The organism is Arthrobacter sp. GW460-12-1-14-TSB2 (assembly GCF_059423525.1).
The window spans coordinates 1-18276 of record NZ_JBWKYC010000010.1 but is presented as its reverse complement, the minus strand read 5'-3'; the positions used below and the strand labels follow the sequence as shown (position 1 = coordinate 18276).

Below are 18276 nucleotides of genomic sequence, written 5' to 3'. Positions count from 1 at the left end.
GGCTGTCATGGTCATGCGATGAGTTCCTTGTCTTTGGTCATGAGTGTCATGAGGCGTTCCTCTGAGGCATCGGCCGCCGGCAGTTCCCCGGTGATCCGTCCTGTAGAAAGGGCGTAGATGCGGTCGCAGGTGCCGAGGAGTTCGAGCAGGTCGGAAGAGATGACCACTACTGCTTTCCCGGCGTCCACAAAACTGTTGATCAGCGTGTAGATCTCGAACTTGGCGCCGACATCGATGCCGCGGGTCGGTTCGTCGAGTATCAGTACCTCGGGGTCGGTGAGCAGCCACTTGGACAGCACGACCTTCTGCTGGTTACCGCCTGAGAGTTTCCCTACGATGGATTTCACGTTCGGCGCCTTGATGTTCATCGATTTCATCGCGAACTCGGCCGCGGCTGCTTCCTCGTGGTGATTGACGAAGCCCCAGCTCGACAGCTTGCCCAGCGCCGCGCCGGAGATGTTGCGTGCAATGTCGTCGATGAGGTTGAGGCCGAAAGCCTTGCGGTCTTCGGTTGCGTAGGCAATCCGCGCTTCGATGGCTTCCGCCACGGTGCGGGTTCTGGTTTCCTTGCCGTGCATGAATACCCGGCCCGAGATGTAACGGCCGTAGGACCGGCCAAAGATGCTCATCATCAGTTCAGTGCGCCCTGCCCCCATGAGCCCGGCGATCCCGATAACTTCTCCGGCCCTGACCTCGAAGGTCGCCTGGTCCACAACCTGGCGGTCCTGGGTCGGGTGTTTCACTGTCCAGTCCTCTACCCGGAGCACAACTTCTCCGGGTTTTGAGTCTCGGGAGGGGTAGAACGCTTCGAGGTCGCGGCCAACCATTCCCCGGATGATCCGGTCGACGTTGACGTCGGGGTCCGCCATATCGAGCGTTTCCACGGTCTTTCCGTCGCGGATGACCGTGGTGTGGTCCGCTATCGCTTCGATCTCGTTGAGCTTGTGGGAGATGATGATCGACGTGATGCCGCGGGTGCGCAGATCGCGGACGAGTCCGAGCAGGTGGGCGGAGTCGTTGTCATTCAGCGCTGCGGTGGGTTCGTCGAGGATGAGCAGCTGCACCTCCTTGGACAGGGCTTTGGCGATCTCCACAAGCTGCTGTTTGCCCACGCCGAGTTGCCCGACCGGAGTGGTGGGTTCTTCGCGGAGGCCCACAGAGTCCAGCAGCACGCCGGCCTCGGCGTTCGTCCTGTGCCAATCGATGAGTCCGGACTTGCCGCGGCGCTCGTTGCCCAGGAAGATGTTTTCGGCGATGGATAGGTGGGGCACGAGGGCCAGTTCCTGGTGGATGATCACGATGCCGGCGTGTTCGGAATCCCGGATACCGGAGAAGGAACAGGTTTGCCCCTTGAAGAGGATTTCGCCGCCGTAGCTCCCGGCCGGGTAGACGCCGGAGAGCACCTTCATCAGGGTGGACTTGCCGGCGCCGTTCTCGCCGCAGATCGCATGGACCTCGGCGCGCTCCACGGCGAGGGACACTCCGGACAGCGCCTTGACGCCGGGGAAGGACTTGGTAATGGATTGCATTTCCAGGATGTGTTCTACCATGGCACGCCGTCCTAATCAGGGGTCTTGAAGGGAAAGGGTTTGGGGGAGGGGCACCGGCGAAGGCTCGGCACCCCTCCCGGGGTGCTACTGAAGGCGGCCGGCTTCAACCTCAGCAGCGGTGTAGTAGCCGCTGTCGATCAGCGCGGTTTTGATGTTGTCCTTGTAAATCGGCTGGATGGGCACGAGGAACGAGGGGACGATCTTGGAACCGTTGTCGTAAGACTTGGTGTCGTTGACCTGGGGCTCTTTGCCGGCCAGGAGATCCTCAGCCGCGCTTACCGCCTGCGCGGCAAGAGTGCGGGTGTCTTTGAACACGGTGGAGAACTGGACGTCGTCGTTGACCAGCTTCACGGACGCGACCTCGGCGTCCTGACCGGTGGTTACCGGCATGGGCTTAGGCCCGGAGGTGAGGGTCGGGCCATAGCCGGCGTTTCTCAGCGAAGTGATGACGCCGCGGGCGACGCTGTCGTTGGGGGTAAGGACTCCGTGGAGCGCGGGACCTCCGGTGTAGCTGGCGGTCAGCAGGTTGTCCATGCGCTCCTGGGCCTTCTGCTGGGACCAGTTTTCCGTGGCGACCTGGGCGAGTTTGTTCTGCCCCGATGTAATGACGAGCGTGCCGTTATCGATGTATTTCTGCAGGATGGACATGCCGCCATTGAAGACGAACGTCGCGTTGTTATCGTCCAGTGAGCCACCGAACAGTTCGATATTGAACGGGCCCTTCGCGCTGCCCTCGGATCCGTCTTTGTTGAGCACGCCCAGGCCGATGAGGAGCGAGGTTGCCTGCTGTGCTCCGACTTTGAAGTTGTCGAAGGTGACGTAGACGTCCACATCAGCGCTGTTCCTGACGAACCTGTCATAGGAAATGATCGGGATGTTAGAACCTGCGGCAGCCTGGAGTTGGGGGGTCAGCGCGGTCCCGTCCAGCGGAGCCAGGAGCAAAAGGTCAGCGCCCTGGGTGATCATCTGGTCCACTTGCTGCTGCTGGGTGGGAATGTCGTTGTTGGCGTACTGAAGGTCCACCTGGTAACCGATCTTCTCCAGGCCCTCCTTGATGGCGGAACCGTCGGTAATCCACCGCTCCTCATCCTGGCTCGGCAGGGAGACACCGATCCGGGTGTCCTTGGGTGCCGCGGGGGAGCCGTTGGATCCGCCGCCGGAACCGGCGCCGCCACCGGCACATCCCGCCAGTAGCAGTGAAGCGGCAGTAGTAGTTGCAGCGATCAGGAAAAATTTCTTTTGCACCGTTCTCCTCCTTTGGAGCCCGAGTGGCCCTTGGGGCCACTTCCGCGCGTCGTGGTTGCCGCGCCTAAGTTTTGTCTGTGACTGCCAGCACCTAGTGCCGTACAGTGGACAACATGTTCGCACAGTACCACCTAAGAAAGCTAGTGGTGTCGTGCATTACATTCGGGCAGGGTCAGCCGCGGCCGGGGAGTTCAAGCGCTAGCGCCCTTGAGGGGTAATGGAAGAGACGGTCAATGAGCACCATTCAGTTGTTGAAAAAGGCCAGCCAGGTGGTCGACGAACTTGCCCGCATCGGGCAATCTACGCCGGCGGAACTGGCGAGGGTCATCTCGGAACCGCGGCCAACCGTCTACCGAATAGTTGCAGCCTTGGAACAGGCAAAACTGATCCGTTCGGCGGGTGACGGCAGGCTTGAACTCGGTACAGCCCTACTCAAGCTTGGCGACGCGGCGGCCGATGCCCTCGTCGATCGGGCCGAGTTACATTCCCGGCTGCGCTGGGTCCGCGGGCAGTTGGGCATGAGCGCGTACTTCTGTGTCCTGCGCGAGAACGGAGCGGTGTGCCTCGACCAAGTTGAGGGTTCCGATGTCAACCTGCTTGACCTGGCCCCGGGGCGCACCATTCCGCTTCATGCAGGGGCAGCGTCCCAGGCCCTTCTTGCCTCGGCTTCAGCGGAGTTCCAGACAGCCGTGTTGCAGAGTGGCCCCTACGGGCGCATCGCATCACAGACGCCCCTCACTGCCGATGCGCTGAGAAAGAAGATCGAGCACGCGGCCGAGCGCGGGTGGAGCGTCGAGGACAGCGAAGTAACAGAAGGTGTCGCCTCGGTTGGTGTCCCGGTTTTCCACCGCGACGGCAGCCTGCTCGGTGCCATAGCTGTTGCCGGACTTCGGGGAAGTGTTCTGGGCCAGGCGGCGATCGCCAGGCAAACGCTGGATGAAGCCGCGCAGGCCATCACAGCGTTTACGGCCCAAGATGGCGCCAATGACACCAGGGATACCGCCGGACCCGAAGAGCCGCAGGGGTCCGAGCGGGAGGCTACTCGGACCCCTGCAGTCATCGCCAAGGCCAGTGCCCTTATGGCGGCGCTGGCGGAAGAGCGGATCGCCACCTCGGCCCGGCTGACCGAACTCCTCGAGGAGCCCGTAAGTTCGGTCTACCGCATGCTGGCTACTTTGGCGGAAGCTGGCTGGGTGGAGCAGATCGGTCACCGTGGAGCCTACCGTGTTGGCAGCAAGCTGCTCGCGCTCTCGGGCGAGTTCTCCCGCAGGGCAGATATCCGGCGGGCTGCCGCCCCGATTCTCCGGGAAATCCATGAAGCGACCGGCGAGACAACCTTCTTGTGCATCCGACGTGGGACCCGGGCCGTTTGCATTGAGCGTATCGATGGGATTCGGGTGAACAGCCGTGTCCTGCAGTTAGGGGAGTCACTTCCGCTGCACGTCGGTGCTGCGCCCCGGGCGCTCCTTGCATTCGAGGGGCGCGAATCATGGGAGGAGTACGCCGCGATCTCAGCCAACACCGGCGAACCATGGCTGCGGGGGCGGTCCCGATCTGAGTTCTACGCGGAGCTCGAAGAGATCAAGGAGCAGGGCTTCGTGCGCAGCGATAATCAGGTGACCCCGGGCATAGCCGCCATCGGCGCGCCGATCTTCAACCACCGCGGTGAGGTGGCCGCCTCGCTGTCGGTCAGTGGACTGCGCGAAGGGCTCCTCGCGCGCCCTAACGACGATCCCATAGCTGAACTCGTTCTCCGGGGGCGCATGCACTGTCGGACTACCTGGGCGCACCGCCCCTCCGGGCCGCGAATCACGTCGATGTGTTTCGCGCCATAGTTGACCACGCATCCTCGGCATGAAATGATCTGGACAGCCTGTCCATTAGATGACACCAAGTTGGCCCCTGTAAATCACTGCACCGGAGCAGGGACAGTGCTGGCCAACAAGCACAACCACACAAAAATCCCGATCGAGCCTCAGGGCTCAACCGACAGGAGACAATGTCTTGAAACCGATTGTCGTAGGACTTCTGGGAATAACTCACCCGCACGCCTCCGCGAGGGTTCGTGCCCTGAGGGAGATTGAAGGAGTCGAAGTAGTCGCCGCTGCCGACGACGACCCGCGCCTGACATACTTCACCGAGAAGTACGGCGTGGAGGCCAGGACCGTCGACGAGGTCCTCCAGGACGACCGCATCGATGCGGTCATGGTTCACTCCAAAAGCAAGGACATGGTCCCGCATGCACTGCGGGCACTGGCGGCCGGGAAATCAGTCGTCGTGGAAAAGCCCGGCGGCGGTACCGTCGAGGATCTTCTGCAGCTGGCCCAGGCCGAAGCGCAGGCCGTGCCCGGTCTGGTCGTACAGGTGGGCTACAACGTGCGCCTGGCCGGGTCCATCGGCCAGGCGAAGGAGCTGATCGAGGCCGGCATGATCGGGGATGTGGTCAGTGTTTCGGCCCGAGGCGCCGCTTTCGTGGGTGAACATCTCACCGCACACCTCAACCAGCCGGCAGACATGGGCGGGGCGCTCTGGATCATCGGATGCCATATGCTCGACTCCCTCGTGCACATGTTCGGCGCCCCGGACTCCGTCAACGCCCGCGTGCACAAGTCAGCCCGCCTCTCCGACGACACCAGCCGCGAGGACTCCGCAGCTGTCCTGCTGAATTACCCGGACATGTCCGTGACGTTCAGTTTCGACGGCCACGATCGTCTTGAGTGGTTCGAGAGCTCACGCATTTCGGTGTACGGCACCGCCGGGATGATCGAAATTGGCATTCTTCCCCAGAAACTTCGGGTCTATGTCGACCAGGACCGGGCAGGATGGAAGGCCGGCTGGACTGAATGGACCGAAAGCTACTTCACGCCCCCGTTTGCCCGCACCGAATCGAATAAGTTCTCCGAGCTGCCCGAGCTGGAGAACATCAGCAACTTCCACCCCGAAATGCGCGGGTGGGTCGACAGTATCCGCACCGGTTCTCCTGTTGTGGCACCCGTCGTGGATGCACTGGCCGTCGCCCGGATTGTCGACGCCTGCTACCGCTCGGAAAAAGAGCTGGGAGCCTCCATCGAGGTGGAGTCAGCATGACCAAGGAGAACACGATGACACCGCAGCTGATTGCCTCCTGCTGGATCAGTGCCGGCGACGCCGCGCCGGGGCGGACCGACGAACGCAGCCCCTTACCGATCGCCGAGCGCATCGCTTCGATCGCTCAGACAGGGTGGTCCGGCATCGGGCTCGTTCATGCAGACCTGGTCCAAGTACGCGACACCATCGGGTATGCCGAACTCTCGCGCTTGATCCGGGAGGCTGGCATCGACATCGTGGAGGTCGAGTTCCTCAACGATTGGTGGGCCACCGGAGCTGAACGCGCCGAATCCGACATCCACCGTGCAGAGCTTTTCGAGGCCGCCAACGCCCTGGGCGCCCGCCACATCAAGGTCGGCGCCGGCATGTCGGATGACCCGCTTCCCCTCTCGACCATTGCCAGCGCCTTCTCCGACCTCGCAGATGAAGCCGACGAATCCGGCATCCGCCTGGCACTGGAGGCGACGCCCTTCTCCCATCTGCGCACCACACAGGAAGCGGTCAAAGTAGTCACCCAGTCCGACAGCCCAGCTGCTGGACTCATGATTGACATCTGGCACACCTACAGGGGCGGCCTGTCGCACAACGACCTGTGGGACGTCGTGCCCATGGAAAGGGTTGCCGCTGTGGAAATCGACGACGGCTACAAAGACGTCGTCGGCACACTATTCGAAGACACCATCAACAACCGCGCCTACTGCGGCGAGGGTGACTTCGACACCCGCACGTTCATTCAACGGACCCTCGACGCCGGGTACGAAGGTCCGTGGGGCGTTGAGATCATCTCGGCCGAACACCGCAGCCTCCCCCTCACTGAAGGCCTCAAGCGGGCGTACGAAACCGCGATCGGCTGCTTTCCTGGCGCGCAGCACCAGCGCTGACACCCCTGTACGCCTCACCAAACAACTTGAAAGGTTCACACACCATGTCTAAAGACCGACGCTTGCGCCTGGCCCTGTTCGGCTCCGGCCGCATCGGGCAGGTGCACGCCCGCAACATCGCAGCCCACCCGGACATCGACCTCGTCCTCATCGCCGATCCCTTCATCGACGGGGCCCGCCGGCTGGCAGTGGAGACCGGCGCGCGGGCGGTGCAGGACCCCGAGGAAGTTTTCGCCGAAACCGGACTCGACGGTGTCATCATCGGCTCACCCACAAGCACCCACGTCGACCTTATTTCACGCTCGGTCGCCAAGGGCCTCGCCGTCCTCTGCGAAAAGCCCATTGATCTGGACATCGACACCGTCCTGGCTTGCCGCGAACAGATCAAAGACTCCAACGTTCCAATCATGCTTGGATTCAACCGACGCTTCGATCCTTCTTTTGCCGCCGTACGGAACCGGGTCGAGGCAGGCGAAATCGGCAAGCTCGAGCAGCTCACCATCACAAGCCGCGACCCGGAACCCGCCCCACGCGACTACATCGCCGGCTCAGGCGGCATCTTCAGGGACATGACAATCCACGATTTGGACATGGCACGTTCCTTCGTCCCGAACATCGTCGAGGTTACGGCCGTCGCATCGAACGTCTTCAGCGAAGACATCGCTGAGCTGAACGACTTCGATTCCGCCGTGGTGACACTACGCGGCAGCGGCGGGGAGCTGATCACCATCACAAACTCCCGTCACTGCGCCTTCGGTTACGACCAGCGATTGGAAGCCTTCGGCGCCAAGGGCATGCTTTCCGCCGGCAACGTAGCACCGACAACCGTGCGGAAGTCCGGTGCCTCCGGGACGGAAGAGTCCGACCCCTACCTTCCGTTCTTCCTCCAGCGCTACCCCCAGGCCTACTACGCGGAACTGGAGGCCTTCGCCCACTCGATCCGAACGGGATCGCCATGCTCGCCCAGCTTCGCGGACGGAGTGTCCGCCCTGGTCCTGGCGAACGCAGCGGCCGAGTCTGCCGCCACCGGAAAGTCCGTGAGCGTCGTCGAATTCTAGTCCTGCTGGACGGAGGCTTCCCTGGAACCGCAAGGAAAGCCTTTGTCCCAGGAGCCCGGCGTCCCAAGGATTGAACATTCGATCACACCACCCCCTGGACGACGACTTTGACGCAAGCACGAAGGACGACGCGTCCGGATCCCGGGAAAGTGGAGGAAGCAGCACCGGGGTGTGCACAACCTGCACCCTTCAGGTGTCGGATAGGGGTCGTAGTGCGGCTGGATTGCCTCGGATCGCCTTGCGGCCGACCCGTCGCCGGACTTGTTTGGTTCGGCGGCGGGACGTGGTGCTGATCGTCTGATTAGAAGAACGTGGGCTGGCGTGGGGTGTATGCGGCCTCTAGTGTGGCCACTTCTTCGTCGCTGAGCGTCAGCTCGAGGGCTGCTGCCGCATCTGCGAGGTGCTTCCCCTTCGTTGCACCAATGATCGGTCCAGACCGGAGATCGTGACCATGAAAGTCACCAGGGCTCCCAAGGTGAAGTTCGTGGCGAACGCCGTAACGAAGGCCTGTTGGAGGGCACGCAGCATAGCGATTCCGCCCAGGGCAAGAACGAAAGCTTCGGGGGTGGTCAGCATGAGGCGGGTGTCGCCCGCTCTGCGGATGTAGACGCCTTCGTTGCGGCTTATTCGAGCCGGCGCTAACCCATGCCGGCCGGACCCGCCCAGGCGCCGCCGGCACCGGTTCCGCCGCCTCCACGGTCGTCGTCTTTGCCGCAACGTTGACAACGTTTATACAGGGAGCCGTCTTCGGCGTGTTCGAGGTGCCAGTCGTGCTGAATGTTCAGCTTGCATAGCAGGGCCTTGAGCATGGGCTTCTCCGATCTGACGAGTGATCGACCGACGTCGGCACTCCAATCATCGCCTGTCCGTCAGATTTGTGCGTCGATCTGATACGGGACTCACCGCTGGGTCGGAGCGCCGAACCAAACTTTGGATCGTGAGCGGCCCGTGATAGCGGCTGCAGTCCACCACCGTGCCCGTCGTTCGATCCACCGCGTACGCCACGGCAGCGCCACAGGCATAGGCCAACACATCCGCGGCGCCGAACGTGGTTCCGAGGATCAGACGAAGGGGTGGCCAGGATTCTCCGAGACTGGCAGGAAGGCCGGTGAGTTGGAACAACTCGATCATCAGGCAGACCGTGACGGCTGCGGCGGCAATCAGTGCCTTGGACCTCGACGGAATCAGGATGGCCACGAGAACATAGACCAGAACTGCGTACAGGCCATCACCTGCAGGACCGGTCCACGCCGCATCACGGAGCGTCCGAATGCTCAACCCAAGCACAACGCTCATCACCCCGGCGATGCACAGCCAGGACCGTCTGATTCTTGAACGCCCCGGTACGACGGAACAGCTCACAGCCCCGGCACCGCCGCTGTTGGCACACAGATCATTGCCCCAATCCCCCCGTTGACGAAGCGGCATTTCCCCCGAGTGCGGCAACAGGGGAATCTTCCGATTCAGCCTAGCCCAGCGCTCTGCTCAGAATTACTGGGGCTCAGTGGAGGTCATTAGGAACCAAAGGAGAACGCTCAGGAAGCACGTGCCACATTGATCGGTTCTCGGGGGAAGCGGAGCCCTCGCCACCCTGGAGATAGTCGCTTCGCCTTCTCGCGCTGGTGCGGAATAATGCTCTCCATGACGAGCGGGGAGATCAGCGAGAGCGAAGCCCGAAAGCCGGCCGCGCGCGCAGCGGCAGATGGCGATGCAGCCATCACGCTGCCGGAAGCCATGACCGGCAGGGCCAGCCCCGCGAAAGCGGCCGTCGGGGACAAGCCGGTCTTCGCGTATATCGCCAGCCTGCCCCAGCCGCAGCGCGGCATGGCCGAAACGGTGGATGCCTTGGCGGCAAAGACGCTGCCCGGCCTCCGGCGCTCAGTGAAGTGGGGTATGTCGTACTACGGGGTTGGCGACGGATGGTGCTTCAGCTGCGGCGGTTTTGCGGGCCATGTAAAACTCATGTTTGTCAATGGCGCGGCGCTCGAGCCCGTACCGCCGATAACACCGGTGGGAATGGGCAAGTCGACGCGGGGTGTGGAGATCGAATCCTTGGCCGACATCGACGAACGCCAGATCGCGGCGTGGATGAAGCAGGTCGCGTCCGTGCCTGGTGTCGGGGGCGGGAAGCGCTGAACCCTACGGGACGGTTTGTTGGCAGCAGATTCAGCTGGAGGAGCCAGGCTGGTCAGGGCGAGCCAGGTCGGACTGGATCGCGCGGATGATCGCGGCAAGGATTCCAGACGCGAGAAGTCCCGGCCCCAGCGGACCGGCAGAATTCGCACCTAGAGGCGGCAACTGCCGAAGCGCGGACCGGACGTCGGCAGTCATGTGATCGAGTTGCCAGCGGACCTCGTCGTCGACCGTCAGGGACCGGTCGGGCGCTGCCAGTCCGGCCGCTTTAGCGGCATACGCGGCTGCCCCCAAGGCGTGCGCGCCCATGTGGGCGACGGCTGCGGCTTGCGTTGCAGACCGGGCGGCAGCCACCGCAGCAGGGCTGGTCACCTCTCGTGCGGCACGGCCGGCAACGAACCGCCGGCGGATCTCCTCGGCGGCACTGAGCTCACCGCGAGCGAAGGCCCGGGCGCGGGCGATGGCGTCGCGGGGGCGACCATCCGCCGGTGCCTCTGCCTCAAACAGGGCGACGACCCGCTCAGCGCAGTCGGCGGCCCAAGTCGCGACGACGCGGCGCTCGGCCTGGCTTAGCGTCTGCGGAGAAGCCATATCAGTACAGTACACACTGCTCGCAGACAGATCCTGGCGCGGGCATCCGGCGCCCCGTTTAGCGATACCCAGCGAATCTCCGCTGCCCCTGCGCCGTACCTAACAGCGTGGACGGACGACGGCGGGCCCGCCTCCCGCTACAGTGAGCCCATGAGCATGGCTGGAGGGGAACAAACCCCGCCGGACGGCAATCCCGGGGCCCCGACGGACGGCCCGGTCGGCGTCGGTCCGGCTGCTGCTGCGCCCGCCAACAGGAGGGCACGGAATCCTGTTTCCCGGCCCTCTACCGCGCCGACTGTCCCGCTGCCTCAGCGGCTGCCCGCCTGGCTAGTCCGGAATCCGCTGCATGCTGGCTGGACGTGGACGGGGTTCTGGGCGTTGCTGATCGTTGTTGACGAGTTCGTGGACCTGGCCGGTTGGACCTGGTACGTGCTTGTGGGGATGGCTGCGCTGCCCACACTGGCCTGCACTGTGGTCGTTCTCCATGCGACACCCCGCCGCTACCTCAAGTCGCAGAAAGAATCGGTGCTCGCCCACTTCTTTGTCCGGTTCCTCGCGCTGACGGCAGCGTTTTTGGTGTGGGGCCTCTCCGTGGTGGCCAGCGCCTCGATTTCCACAACGGTGCAGGCACTGGCCGGGAACTCGGAGCGTGAGGTCACGTCGTTGGGGTTCAACCTGCTCCTTGCGGCGGTCCCCTTGGTTGTCTCGGTGTTGTGGATGGCCCTCATTGTGCGCTGTGCGTGGTTCCTGCGCCGTCTACGCGGCTGGCGCCAGAACCCGGAAGGCTCGCGGCTGCCCAAGAGGTTCCTGCGGGATTCGCCCCAACTCCGGCGCGTTGTGGTGGGTCTCGCCCACCCCGGCCTGCTCCTGGTGGCCGGGCTTGGCACGTCGGTTCTGGCACTCTTCCTCGGCGCCGTGGAACTCACGCTCAACCTGATTTCCTGATTTCCTGAGGACCGGCAGTATCCGGCCGGAATGAAACCGCTACCCCGGGCGCGGGCTGTTGCGCCGGGTCTATTTCGATTTGGGTGGGCGTACGATCGCATCATGGGTACGGCAGTCAGAGGCCGGCCACAACAATTGCCTGAAGACAGCTTGAAGGAGGCGTGGGCACTATGTTCACAAAGAAGGGTGACGCGGCTGTTCTCAGCAAGCTCAGTGAAGCACCCGCACAGTACCGTGCGATTGGGGAACGCCTGCATAGCATCATCCGGGAGAGCGCGCCCTCGCTAGAGCCGATCGTGCGCTGGGGACTGCCGTTCTATGTGAAGGACGGTAAGGACATCTGCTACATCAAGCCGGATAAGGACTTCATCGCATTCGGCTTTGGCGAAGTTGTGAACCCCGCACGGGAGGAGGGTGCCCATATGCACCCAATCGCGTGGACCATCACCTCGCTGGATGCTGCGACGGAGGCCAAGATTCGTGCGCTCGTCGAGAAAGCGGTTGGCTGACTCGGGCGTGCGCTGGGAATTACCCGGCGTCCGGCTTTAGGGGTCCTCTGTCTCTGGCCGCCGTCTGTGCCAGCCTGAATTGGTCTGGGCGTAGGGTGGAAGTGAGACAAAAGGAGCACTTCATGAAAAAAATCCTCATGGTTCTGACCAGCGTTTCCGAGATCGGCGATACCGGAGAGAAGACCGGCTACAACGTGGCCGAAGCTGCACATCCCTGGAAGGTCTTCAAGGATTCCGGGCATTTCGTCGACTTCGCTTCCATCCAGGGAGGCCAGCCCCCGCGCGACGACGTGGACTCAGAAGATCCCATCCAGGTCGCCTTCACGGAGGACGAGGCCACGCGAGCCGGTCTCTACAACACCGCCCGCGTCGACGTCGTTGATCCCGACCAGTACGACGCCGTATACCTTGTGGGCGGCCACGGCACCATGTGGGACTTCCCGGACAGCGAAGGCCTGCAGAACCTCGTAGCCAGCGTCTACAACGCAGGCGGCTTGGTGGGCGCGGTCTGTCACGGACCGGCCGGCCTGCTGAACGTGGAACTGGAGAACGGGCTTCGCCTCGTCGAGGGCAGGAAGGTGGCAGCCTTCACCAACGACGAGGAAGTGGCTGTGGGGAAGGACAAAGTGATCCCCTTCTTTTTGGCTGACCGACTTGTGGAACAGGGCGCCACCCACGTTTCCGCTGATGTCTTTGAGGAGAAGGTCGTGGTTGACGACCGGCTGGTGACCGGTCAGAACCCGGCCTCAGCGGCTGGCGTGGCCAAGGAGATGGAGAAGCTGTTCGCTCAGGTCATTCACCAGGAAAAAGCCGCGGAACAGCACGACGCGGAGGCTCTGCGCGCCGAGAAGGACGCCGAGAAGAACGCCAGGAAGGCTGCTGCGGCAGGCACCGAGCACTAACGCCCGCAGCGCACTGGCAAGCCGGGCAAGTCCCGCGGGCGCGCAAGAGGGATGTCCTCACCACCCGGCCGTGCCCGGGCCACCCTTGAACGGGCCAACGATCAGCCTGGTGATCCAACCGCCGTAGAAGTCGCCGTCCTGGAAGGTCACCTGCTCGCCGTCGACCTCGCAGGAATCCATGTGGGCCGGGTAGAAGGCCACACGGGTGCTGAGCGCCTCGAAGCCAGGGGTGGGCTCCGGGTAGGTCCAGCCGGCACGGGGAACGACGACTCCGCCGGCAACGACCTCGAAGTAGTGCGCTACTCCCTTGAACTCGCAGAAGCTGGTGCCCTCGACCGGGACGAGAACGCCTCCGGGGAACGCGTCCATTGGCAGGTAGTAGACAGGCGGATGACTGGTCTCCAGGACGCGCACCGCGTCGGTGGTGTCGGCAATCACCTGCCCGCCGAGCCTCACGATGACTCGTTCGGATCGCGGCTCGACCCTCGGCGGACGCGGGTAGTCCCACACCGATTCTTGACCGGCCTTGGGTTTGATGGGTTGGGGACGCCGAAAGAGGCCGGAAAAACCGTGAGCAGGAACCATATCCCTATGGTGCCATCTTCGGGTCCGGTGATGGCCGTTACGGCAGTCCATAGACCCTTCGGGCGTTGTCCCGCGCGACAAGCTCCACAACGCGGCGGGCATCTGCCTCCGACCACTCGTCATCGTCAATCCATCGGCCGACGATGGCTGTGATCGCGTTGCGCCACAGCCGCGCGCCGAGGTAGTGGAGTTCAGCCGGACCGATGGCATCGGACGAGTAAAGGATTTTCCTGAATGGGGCGAGTTCGAAGGAGCGCGCGATGAGGCTCCGGCTACGGGCGCCGAGATGGTTCACCGCCAGGCCGACGTCGAGGTAGACGTTGTCGAAGGCCTGAGCGAGATAGCCGGCCTCACGCTCGAACGGGTAGCAGTGGAGGAGCAGGACGGGAACCTTGCTGGCCTCCACAGACCGGAGAAACTCGAGCAGAAGCAAAGGGTTTGCCTTATCAAGGTCCAGCTCGCGGTCCCCGAATCCGACGTGGAGTTGGAGTGGTAGCCCGAGTGAGATGGCGCAGTGCAGGCCGAAACAGATGAGGGTGGGGTCATCAAGGCGCACCGCCCCACCGGACTCGATCCGCCGCCGCCACATCTTCGCGGACTCAGCGACGTCGCGGCCGGCCGGCCGGCTAAGGTCGTGCTGGAAGCCGGCCCGATAGGCAAGAACTGACTTCGCTCCCACAACAATAGGGGGAAGGCCGGCCAGCAGCCCGGTGAACGCGTCCACGTAGCCGCCCGGGTCCTGGTCCGATTGGATCAGGGTTTCGGCGAGGGCTTCCAGTCGCACGATCTCGTGGACCGTGGCCCCCGTAATTTCCGCCATCCCGGGTGGATCGAGCAGGGCCCCGGTCTTGAACCCGGTATCGATCAGCCAGTGACTGACTCCGGCCGCCCTGGTCATCCGTCGGCTGATTTCCAGTTCGCCCAGTTCGGTGCGGCGCTGCCAGTATTGCTCGGCCGTGGCGTGCCGGGGCAAGTCCATGATCTCGGCGCACCAGCGGCGGAGGGCGAACCCCAGCTGGGAGTCGTAGGCTGTCGAGGGTTCGGCGAGGAGTTCGCTGTTGCCCTCGTTGAGCGAATTCTGAAAGCGTTCCTCGTCGCCATCGACCCCATACGCGCCGTGCACGTGATGGTCGATGAGCTTCACGTCTTCGACAAACCCGGCGAAAGACTCCGCCATCAGATTGACCATGCCAGGCGGAAGAGGGCGCCGAGTTCCCTGGGGTCCTTGGCCCCGTGCGTCTGCTGCTCATGGCGCCGCACCGCAACGGTGGTGTCGACCACCTCGTTGCCGAGCAGCCGACGGGCGTAGGCGGAGTTGGCCAGCGATGTGATGATGGCCGACGGCGAGTCCGACACGGTGCCGATCCCCGCAGCCTGCCGTTCCGCCGCGGTGAGGCGCGTTGGGTCGCCGGGAACTTCATCGGGCAGGCGACTGCCGCTGGTGATGCCCTCGAGCGCGAGGGCCAGGATGGCGGCGGAGGCCAGGTATACGTTGGCGGACGGGTCAATGACCTTGATTTCGACGCTGGCCCCGTGGGGGTTGCCCACACCGCCTTCGACGAAACGGACCGATGCTTCACGGTTTTCCAGGCCCCAACACAAGAAGGCACCGGACCATGCTCCGGGCGCGAGCCTGATACCGGACAGGATGGAACCGGTGAGCAGCCCCTGCACCTCGGGAAGCCCCCGGAGGATTCCGCCGATCGCGGCTCCGCCCTCCTCGGTGATGCCGTACGGGCCGGCGCCGCCGCTGAAGAGGCGTGAACCGCCACGGGAGAAGGAGAAGTGCTGGTGGGCGCCATTGCCGACCGAGCCGGGGAAGGGTGCGGGAGAGAAGGAGGCCTGCAGCTTGTGTGCACGGGCGACCCTACCGATGATGATCTTTGCCAGCACCACGGTGTCCGCTGCCGCGAGTGGATCCTTCGGGGCGAGGGAGAGCTCAAACTGGTTGCGGCCGTATTCAGCGTGAAGCTGTTCAACCTGGGCACCCGAATCCTTCAGGGCGGCCAGCAACTCGGCCAGGAATTGCTCGCGGTCAAGCAAGCCGGTCAGCCCGTACGGAGCCCAGGGGGCGTCGTCGAGCGCCGTGCCGTCGGTGGCGACGAGCACGAACTCCAGCTCGTGGCCCACGAGTGCCTGATAGCCGGCGTTCCCGGCCCGCTCCTGGACGCGTGCCAGCGTGCCACGCGGACAGGCCGGATCCCGGCTCCCGTCCTGGCGGAACATGTCCGCGGGCGCCCACGCCAGGCCTCCGCCGAGACTGCGCAACCCGTTGGGATCGATCCTCAGGCGCAGGTCACCAACGGCGCTGATGCTGTCCGTGAAGGCGATTTCGCCGTCGATGCAGAACACATGCCAGACCGGAGCGGCACCCATGCCTGCCCGGTGGAAGGCGCCAAGCCGGGCCACCGGGACGCTCTTGGCAAGCGTGATTCCGGCCGCGTTCACCATCGATCCGATGACCAGTCGAACGCCAGCCTCTTGGAGTCGGCCCGCTTCCGGATCCAGGTCGGCCGCGTCGAGAGCAGGGAAACCCGAACCATCGCTCATAGGGATATTCTGCACCTTCTGTCCAGCGTCTAGTGGTGGCGACGGCAGCCAACCACCGTGGCCGACATCCGGTCCACGATGTAGGCGACTGCAGCACCACCGGTGTAGGCCAGCAAATCCACGGTGCCGAACGTGGTTCCAAGGACCAGCCGAAGGAGTGGCCAAGATTGCCCGAGCTCGGCAGGAAGACCAGTGAGCTGGAAGAGCTCGATCATGACACAGACAGTAAGGGCAGCGGCCGCAATCAATGCCTTGGACTTCGACGGAATCACGATTGCCACGAGAACATAGACCATTACCGCGTACAGGCCATCGCCCGCAGGACCTGTCCATGCCGCATCGCTGAATGTGCGAATGCTCAGCCCAAGCACAACGCTCATCAGCCCGGCAATGCACAGCCAAGCCCGTCTGATTATTGAGCGCCCCGGTTCGACGGAATCGCTCACGGCCCCAGCACCGCCGCTGTTCCCAGCCAGATCATTGCCCAAGCCCCCATTGTCGAATCTGCACTTTCCATCCCTGATGCGGATCCACGGGAATCAACGCGTTCAGCCTAGCTCAGGGCCTTGCGTCGGTTGACGGGCCGGCAGAAGAAAGCGAGCCGTCCTGCCGGAATGTCAACGGGCGCCCGAGCCCAGGAGGTCCTGTGGCCCTAGTCCAACGGGACGCCAAAGGACAAGACTGAGTCATGGAACAGGTTCAGCACATGAGCGCTGAAGAACCGGCGTTGTCTGTCACCACCGTTTTTGCCAGCCTTTCTGAGCTGAGGGACGCCCCCGGCTACAGCCCGAAGGCCATCGCCGAACGGCTCATTGGATCGTTGGGCGCGGACGCCGCGGCACCGCTGCTGGGGGTCAGCGAAGAACTCCTAGAACGCTGGGCATCTGCCCAGGATGCGCCGGACGTGCATGGCAGGCTTCAGTTGGCGGACCTCGACGCTCTGGTAGGTCATCTCCACGGTGCTTTCACACCTGCCCAGGCCATGGTCTGGATGTGCAGCCACAACACGCAACTGGGATCCAAGCCAATCGATGTGTACCGCATCCAGGGGTCAGGACCGGTGATTGGGGCCATTCGTGCCCAGGCGAAGGAAGCCTTCGGCTGACCGCATCTGCTGTCAAGCACCATCCGATCCGTACGGACGTGTGATCGCCTCCAGGAAATGCCCGTCAGGGTCCGCGAAGTAGACGCCGCGTCCGCCGTCGTTGTGGTTGATCTGCTGCGGGCGGGACCGTCCCGGGTCCGCCCAGTAGGCGACGTTCTCGGCCTGGATCCTGGCGAAAATTCCGTCGAAGTCCTCCTCGCTGACCAGGAAGGCGTAGTGCTGCGGGGAGATCGGTCGGTCCGTCGTGGCGAAATCGAGGGTCACTCCATGGTCCAACGCAACGGTCACAAAGGACCACATGGCTTGGGGTGCCGGCAGTCCAAGCACGCTGGCCAGGAACCCTGCCGAGCGCTGCTTGTCCGTTGCATAGACGATGGTGTGGTTGAAAGCGACTGTCATGGAGACCTCCTCGGGTGATTTGTCTGCAACCATCTACGTCCGGCACTTCTCAGGTTTCAGGAGCGCCGGATTCGTCCTTGAAGTTCCGGTCAGGCCTTGGCGACCGGCAGCACCAGCAGGTAGCCGGTCGGGAGATCGGTGCTCCAGCGCCGCGGTTCGCGGACGACGAACTGCGTGGCCAACTGCTCGGGGGTGAGCAGGCTGTTGGGCGCCGGGGACGGTCCCCACTGCACGCCGCCGTACGGGTAGAGCGGATCTTGGACGCGGATTCCGGTGACAGAGAACTCCGGGAACTGGTCGGGATCGCCGAGGGATTCGAAGCCGCTCATCACCGATACGTGGCGGCCGCGCCACAGGACCAGCCCGACCGGCCGGTCCGTCTCGGCGATGGCATGCGCCGCGGTCCGCAGCGCTTCGCCGTAGTCAGCGACGCTGACGACGGCGTACGGCCCCATCCCGAGCTCGTTCAGCACCTGCGCCCAGCCCAAGGGGTTGGCACCGTTGAACGAGTTGAACGACCGTGCCCGGGCCATCTCCCAGAGCTCACCTTGCTGGGCACTATCGGCCCACGTGCCGGCCCCTGCGTCGTCGGTGAGGTTGTGCATGATCTGGATGCTCGCCGCCACACACCACTCAAACGTGTACTGCGGGACGAAGTCCCCCTCCCGGTAGAGGTTGAGGGCGAACGCTTTGGGGCACCGGGGGCGGCGCGGGAATCGATGTCGGGTCCGGGGAC

The 18276-nt window shown here is 63.8% G+C and carries 18 protein-coding genes and 1 pseudogene; 9 read left to right on the top strand and 10 right to left on the bottom strand.

Features of this window, described 5'->3' with window-relative positions; translation table 11 throughout:
- Positions 1-11 precede the first annotated feature (11 nt).
- Positions 12-1550 carry a multiple monosaccharide ABC transporter ATP-binding protein gene (mmsA, locus tag AC07YR_RS13095; protein WP_436057482.1) on the bottom strand — a complete coding sequence of 513 codons (1539 nt, stop codon included), beginning with the start codon at positions 1548-1550 and terminating at the stop codon, positions 12-14.
- A gap of 84 nt (positions 1551-1634) precedes the next feature.
- Complete coding sequence (chvE, locus tag AC07YR_RS13090) at positions 1635-2795, bottom strand: multiple monosaccharide ABC transporter substrate-binding protein (protein WP_494734222.1); 1161 nt, start codon at positions 2793-2795, stop codon at positions 1635-1637.
- Positions 2796-3028: 233 nt separating this feature from the next.
- On the opposite strand from chvE, the gene AC07YR_RS13085 reads away from it, so the two are divergent.
- From AC07YR_RS13085 to iolG, 4 genes are all read left to right on the top strand, one after another.
- Positions 3029-4630: an IclR family transcriptional regulator gene (locus AC07YR_RS13085; RefSeq protein ID WP_494734221.1), complete on the top strand. Its 1602-nt coding sequence runs from the start codon at positions 3029-3031 to the stop codon at positions 4628-4630.
- Between the two features lie 169 nt (positions 4631-4799).
- Positions 4800-5882, top strand: coding sequence for a Gfo/Idh/MocA family protein (locus AC07YR_RS13080; protein ID WP_494734220.1), 1083 nt, complete (start codon positions 4800-4802; stop codon positions 5880-5882).
- Positions 5879-6763, top strand: a complete 885-nt coding sequence (locus AC07YR_RS13075; protein WP_494734219.1) for a sugar phosphate isomerase/epimerase family protein — start codon at positions 5879-5881, stop codon at positions 6761-6763. Before AC07YR_RS13080 ends, AC07YR_RS13075 begins: the two co-directional genes overlap by 4 nt.
- A 44-nt stretch (positions 6764-6807) precedes the next feature.
- On the top strand, positions 6808-7821 hold the full coding sequence (gene iolG / locus AC07YR_RS13070) for an inositol 2-dehydrogenase (protein ID WP_055806314.1): 1014 nt from the start codon (positions 6808-6810) through the stop codon (positions 7819-7821).
- Between the two features lie 855 nt (positions 7822-8676).
- On the opposite strand, the gene AC07YR_RS13065 is transcribed toward iolG, so the two are convergent.
- Positions 8677-9117, bottom strand: coding sequence for a ribosomal maturation YjgA family protein (locus AC07YR_RS13065; RefSeq protein ID WP_436057489.1), 441 nt, complete (start codon positions 9115-9117; stop codon positions 8677-8679).
- A gap of 336 nt (positions 9118-9453) precedes the next feature.
- On the opposite strand from AC07YR_RS13065, the gene AC07YR_RS13060 reads away from it, so the two are divergent.
- Positions 9454-9957 carry a DUF1801 domain-containing protein gene (locus tag AC07YR_RS13060; RefSeq protein ID WP_494734218.1) on the top strand — a complete coding sequence of 168 codons (504 nt, stop codon included), beginning with the start codon at positions 9454-9456 and terminating at the stop codon, positions 9955-9957.
- A 30-nt stretch (positions 9958-9987) separates the two neighbouring features.
- On the opposite strand, the gene AC07YR_RS13055 is transcribed toward AC07YR_RS13060, so the two are convergent.
- On the bottom strand, positions 9988-10545 hold the full coding sequence (locus tag AC07YR_RS13055; RefSeq protein WP_494734217.1) for a putative immunity protein: 558 nt from the start codon (positions 10543-10545) through the stop codon (positions 9988-9990).
- A 150-nt stretch (positions 10546-10695) separates the two neighbouring features.
- Here AC07YR_RS13055 and AC07YR_RS13050 point away from each other — a divergent pair, with 150 nt between their 5' ends.
- The 3 genes from AC07YR_RS13050 (at position 10696) to AC07YR_RS13040 (ending at position 12901) form a co-directional block, all read left to right on the top strand.
- Positions 10696-11490 carry a hypothetical protein gene (locus AC07YR_RS13050; protein WP_436057492.1) on the top strand — a complete coding sequence of 265 codons (795 nt, stop codon included), beginning with the start codon at positions 10696-10698 and terminating at the stop codon, positions 11488-11490.
- Positions 11491-11660: 170 nt separating this feature from the next.
- Positions 11661-11999 (top strand): DUF1801 domain-containing protein, encoded by a 339-nt coding sequence (locus AC07YR_RS13045; RefSeq protein WP_494734216.1) that lies wholly within the window; start codon positions 11661-11663, stop codon positions 11997-11999.
- 122 nt (positions 12000-12121) lie between these two features.
- Positions 12122-12901 carry a type 1 glutamine amidotransferase domain-containing protein gene (locus AC07YR_RS13040; RefSeq protein WP_494734215.1) on the top strand — a complete coding sequence of 260 codons (780 nt, stop codon included), beginning with the start codon at positions 12122-12124 and terminating at the stop codon, positions 12899-12901.
- A 57-nt stretch (positions 12902-12958) separates the two neighbouring features.
- On the opposite strand, the gene AC07YR_RS13035 is transcribed toward AC07YR_RS13040, so the two are convergent.
- The 4 genes from AC07YR_RS13035 to AC07YR_RS13020 are packed head-to-tail and all read right to left on the bottom strand — an operon-like array spanning position 12959 to position 16416.
- Entirely contained in the window at positions 12959-13486 is a 528-nt protein-coding gene (locus AC07YR_RS13035) for a DUF427 domain-containing protein (protein ID WP_494734214.1), read from the bottom strand.
- Between the two features lie 37 nt (positions 13487-13523).
- Complete coding sequence (locus tag AC07YR_RS13030; RefSeq protein WP_494734213.1) at positions 13524-14663, bottom strand: amidohydrolase family protein; 1140 nt, start codon at positions 14661-14663, stop codon at positions 13524-13526.
- Positions 14663-16036: a type I glutamate--ammonia ligase gene (locus AC07YR_RS13025; RefSeq protein ID WP_494734212.1), complete on the bottom strand. Its 1374-nt coding sequence runs from the start codon at positions 16034-16036 to the stop codon at positions 14663-14665. The genes AC07YR_RS13030 and AC07YR_RS13025 overlap by 1 nt, the downstream gene beginning before the upstream one ends.
- 29 nt (positions 16037-16065) lie before the next feature.
- Positions 16066-16416, bottom strand: a complete 351-nt coding sequence (locus AC07YR_RS13020; RefSeq protein ID WP_436057498.1) for a ribosomal maturation YjgA family protein — start codon at positions 16414-16416, stop codon at positions 16066-16068.
- A 326-nt stretch (positions 16417-16742) separates the two neighbouring features.
- Between AC07YR_RS13020 and AC07YR_RS13015 the strand changes: the two genes are divergently transcribed.
- Positions 16743-17141 carry a hypothetical protein gene (locus tag AC07YR_RS13015; protein ID WP_494734211.1) on the top strand — a complete coding sequence of 133 codons (399 nt, stop codon included), beginning with the start codon at positions 16743-16745 and terminating at the stop codon, positions 17139-17141.
- 12 nt (positions 17142-17153) lie between these two features.
- Here AC07YR_RS13015 and AC07YR_RS13010 read toward each other — a convergent pair whose 3' ends face one another.
- On the bottom strand, positions 17154-17540 hold the full coding sequence (locus AC07YR_RS13010; RefSeq protein ID WP_436057500.1) for a VOC family protein: 387 nt from the start codon (positions 17538-17540) through the stop codon (positions 17154-17156).
- 89 nt (positions 17541-17629) lie between these two features.
- Positions 17630-18276: pseudogene (locus tag AC07YR_RS13005) on the bottom strand (hypothetical protein); the annotation flags it as partial.